Origin of the sequence: Pseudoxanthomonas beigongshangi (genome assembly GCF_016820515.1) — a bacterium.
Lineage (GTDB): Bacteria > Pseudomonadota > Gammaproteobacteria > Xanthomonadales > Xanthomonadaceae > Pseudoxanthomonas_A > Pseudoxanthomonas_A beigongshangi.
Genome location: NZ_JADHDV010000057.1, coordinates 1 through 3,532, shown reverse-complemented (window position 1 = coordinate 3,532; position 3,532 = coordinate 1). Strand labels below are relative to the sequence as shown.

Here is a 3,532-nt window from a genome sequence, read left to right as displayed (position 1 = left end):
TTCGAGCTCGACGGCCATGCCCCGGCCGCGCGGATGCCGACGCCGGTGGCCGCCGCGTCGACGCCGGCCGTGCGCGCGCCCGCGCGGCCCGCCCCGCGCAAACCCGCCGCACCCGTTCGCCGCAAGCCCGAGCCGGCCCTGGCCGACGGCGACTGGCAGGAGTTCTAAGCCCCACGAACAAGAGGGGATTTACCGCCAAAAGCAAATCCCCCGTCACCTGCTTCGCAGGCGCCCGCCCCCTTTTGCAAAAGGGGGCTGACAACTCCACGGATGACCCGCTTTTTGCCTCCCCCTTCGAAGAAGGGGGATTGAGGGGGATTGGCTCTTCGCGCCAGCAACAAACACCGCTCGACTCCCCCCGCGCGGGTCAATCCCCATCACGATCACTCTCCCCTTCTCTAAAGAATCCGTGACGAGGTCGATATATCGGCAGGTGTCCCGCTCCCCACCGGGCCTGGCCATTTTCCGCTTCCCACATCGAGCCCATGTCCGAACAGATCGAGGCCGCCACCCAGGAACCCGTGCGGTACGACGAGGAAGAGAAGTACCTGCTCCGGCACCCGCGCGACATTCGCCAGGTGCTGCAGGCACTGATCGACCGCCGCGCCCTGATCAGCGCGCACCTGGTGCCGCGCGGCCATGTCTTTCCCACCGCGCTCATCGAGCTCGCCGCCGATGAGGGAAGCCTGCTGTTCGACGGCAGCATCAGCGAAACCATCAACCGCGCGGTCGAGGAAGCGGCCCAGATCATCTGCGTGTCGCAGCTGGATCGCGTGCACGTGCAGTTTCCCCTGACCGATTGCGAACGCCTGCGCGTGGACGGCCAGACCGCCTTCCGCGCGCCGCTGCCGGAGCGCGTGCTGCGCCTGCAGCGGCGCGAGTTCTATCGCCTGCAGGTGCCGGTCTCGTATCCGGTGCGCTGCCTGATCCCGTTCGCCGCCGGCGAGGAGGAACCGCAGTGGGTGGAAATGCGGGTGCTGGACATCAGCGGCGGGGGCCTGGCGGTGGAAGTGCCGCCGGAGCGCCCGGAGTTCCGTCCCTTCCGCGAATACACCGACTGCCGGCTCCTGCTGCCGGACGGCGAGCCGCTGCAGGTGCGGCTGATGGTCAAGAACCTGTTCCGCCAGTCCCGCCCCAACGGCCGGGAAATCTGGCGGGCCGGCTGCCAGTTCACCGACCTGCCGCGCGGCGGCGACGCCCAGATCCAGCGCTACATCTTCCGCATGGAACGGCAGCGCAGCGCCCGCGAGCGCGGGATCGGCTGACGCTCCGATTCTGCGGCCCCCATCCCGGTTCCGCGCACCGCCTCGCCTCCCCGCCTAAAGTCCCCGCCCGCCCGGCCGATGAGTAGCGGGAAGGACGCCTCCGCGTCCCAGCCAGAATGCACAGGAGCATTGCGATGAGCGACAACAAGACCACGGCCGCGGAGTTCCTCAGCTTCGCGCTGGGCGAGGAGCACTACGGGGTGGACATCCTGAAGGTCCAGGAGATCCGTGGTTACGACGCCGTCACCCGGCTTCCGGATGCGCCCGAGTACATCAAGGGCGTGATCAACCTGCGCGGCACCATCGTCCCGGTCATCGACCTGCGCCTGAAGCTGCGCCTGAAGGAAGCGCGCTATGACGCCTTCACCGTGATGATCGTGCTCAACGTCGAGGACCGCGTGGTCGGCATCGTGGTCGACAGCGTCTCCGACGTGATCCCGCTGGAGCAGGATCAGATCCGCCCGACCCCCGAGTTCGGCGCCAGTGTCGATACCCGCTTCATCTCCGGTATCGGCACCGTCGACGACCGCATGCTGATCCTGCTGGACATCGAGACCCTGATCGACAGCGCCGATCTGACCGAACACACCGCCGAAGCCGAAGCGGCCTGACGCCGCTCGCGCGACGGTTCCATCGCATGACCGCCCGCGCGGGGGGAGCCAGGCTTCCCCCGCGTCCGCGCACGCCCCGCGCGGCCGGCTGTCAGGCATTCCCCTACGACCAAGGATGATTCAACGCCCGCGCGCTCCGCGCCGATAGCACTACCGGGCCCAGCGCCCCTCTGCCAGAAGTGAACGGAAGTCCCCATGAAGTCCGCTGCATCCCGCCCGCGTTCCAGTGATCCCTCCCGGTGCGGCAAGTTTCTCTCGATACCGGCCGTGCCGGTCATCGGCGTTGCCGCTCCGTGCAGCGCGAGCGGGCGCCGGAATCATCGCGGACGGCGGCAATGGCAGGCATGGTTCGACACCACGCAGGGTGCGCACGAATCCGATTCTGTAATGGTGCCGCCCCCGACCGCAGGAGCGCCGTTCCCGACGCGAGCTTCTCGCGCGGGCGAGCCCCCGGCGGAAAGCTCGCGGCCGGAGGCCGCTCCTGCCCGGGTTCCCGTTCGGGTTCCCGCCCAGGCATCCCTTCGTGCTTACGCCGTCCGCCGGCGTACCGCCTGATCCCTCTTTTCCTTCCCCGAGTTCGCCATGAACCTGTCCCGCCGCTTCGCCAACCTGCCGGTCCGGCACAAACTCAACCTGCTCACCGTCCTGATCGCGATCGGCATCGTGGCCCTGGCCGTGATCGCCGCGCGCATGCAGTACCTGGATCTCTATGAAACCCGCAAGGCGGGCCTGAAGACCCGGGTGGAGCTGACCTTCGGCATCCTCGATCACTACGCAGGCCTGGAAAAATCCGGCGAACTGGACCCCGCGGCGGCCCGCGCGAACGCGCTCAAGGCAATCGAGCGCATGCGCGGCAACAAGGGCGTGGACTACTACTACATCCACGACATGCAGCCGGTCATGCTGATGCATCCGATCCGCAAGGAATTGGCCGGCAAGCCGATTGGCGACGAACGCAGCCCGGACGGCGTGTTGCTGTATCGCGAGGGCGTGGAAGCCGCGCGCCGCGGTGGCGGTTTCGTCGAGTTCCGCTGGCCCAAGCCGGGCGGCGACGAGCCGATCGCCAAGGTCGTCTATGCCGCGCCCTACAAGACCTGGAACTGGGTGGTGGCCACCGGTGTGTACATGGACGACGTACAGGGCCAAGCCTGGATGTTCACCGGCATCATGACCCTGGCCGGCGGCGCGCTGGTGATCATCGTGGTGCTGCTGAGCTGGATCATCGGCACTCGCATCGTGGTGCCGCTGCGGCACGCCACCCGCGTGGCCGAGTCCATCGCCGCGGGCCGGCTGGAGAACGCCATCGGCGAGCAGCCGCACGACGAACCCGGGCGCCTGCTGGAAAGCATGCACCGGATGCAGGACCAGTTGCGCGCGGTGATCGGCGCGCAGCGCGAGATGGCGCGCCGCCATGACGAAGGCACCATCAGCTATCGCATGGACGAATCCGCGTTCCCCGGCGAGTACGGGGACATGGTGCGCGAGACCAACGGTCTGGTCGGCGAGCACGTGGCCGCAATCCTGGACGCGCTGCGCATCATGCAGCGCTACTCCATCGGTGATCTGTCGGTCGACATCGCGCGTCTGCCCGGCGAGAAGGCGCTGATGACCGAAACGGTCGATGCGGTGAAGGCGAGCCTGTCGGCCATCAACGCC

At 68.0% G+C, this 3,532-nt stretch carries 3 protein-coding genes; all 3 read left to right on the top strand.

Going from position 1 to position 3,532, the window contains the following annotated elements; translation table 11 throughout:
• Positions 1 to 485: 485 nt before the first annotated feature.
• Positions 486 to 1,265 carry a flagellar brake protein gene (locus tag IQ458_RS19405; RefSeq protein ID WP_183636996.1) on the top strand — a complete coding sequence of 260 codons (780 nt, stop codon included), beginning with the start codon at positions 486 to 488 and terminating at the stop codon, positions 1,263 to 1,265.
• Between the two features lie 134 nt (positions 1,266 to 1,399).
• Positions 1,400 to 1,876, top strand: a complete 477-nt coding sequence (locus IQ458_RS19400) for a chemotaxis protein CheW (RefSeq protein ID WP_141452547.1) — start codon at positions 1,400 to 1,402, stop codon at positions 1,874 to 1,876.
• Positions 1,877 to 2,458: 582 nt separating this feature from the next.
• Positions 2,459 to 3,532: cache domain-containing protein (locus tag IQ458_RS19395; RefSeq protein WP_203323834.1), on the top strand; the 1,074-nt coding region annotated here is incomplete at its 3' end.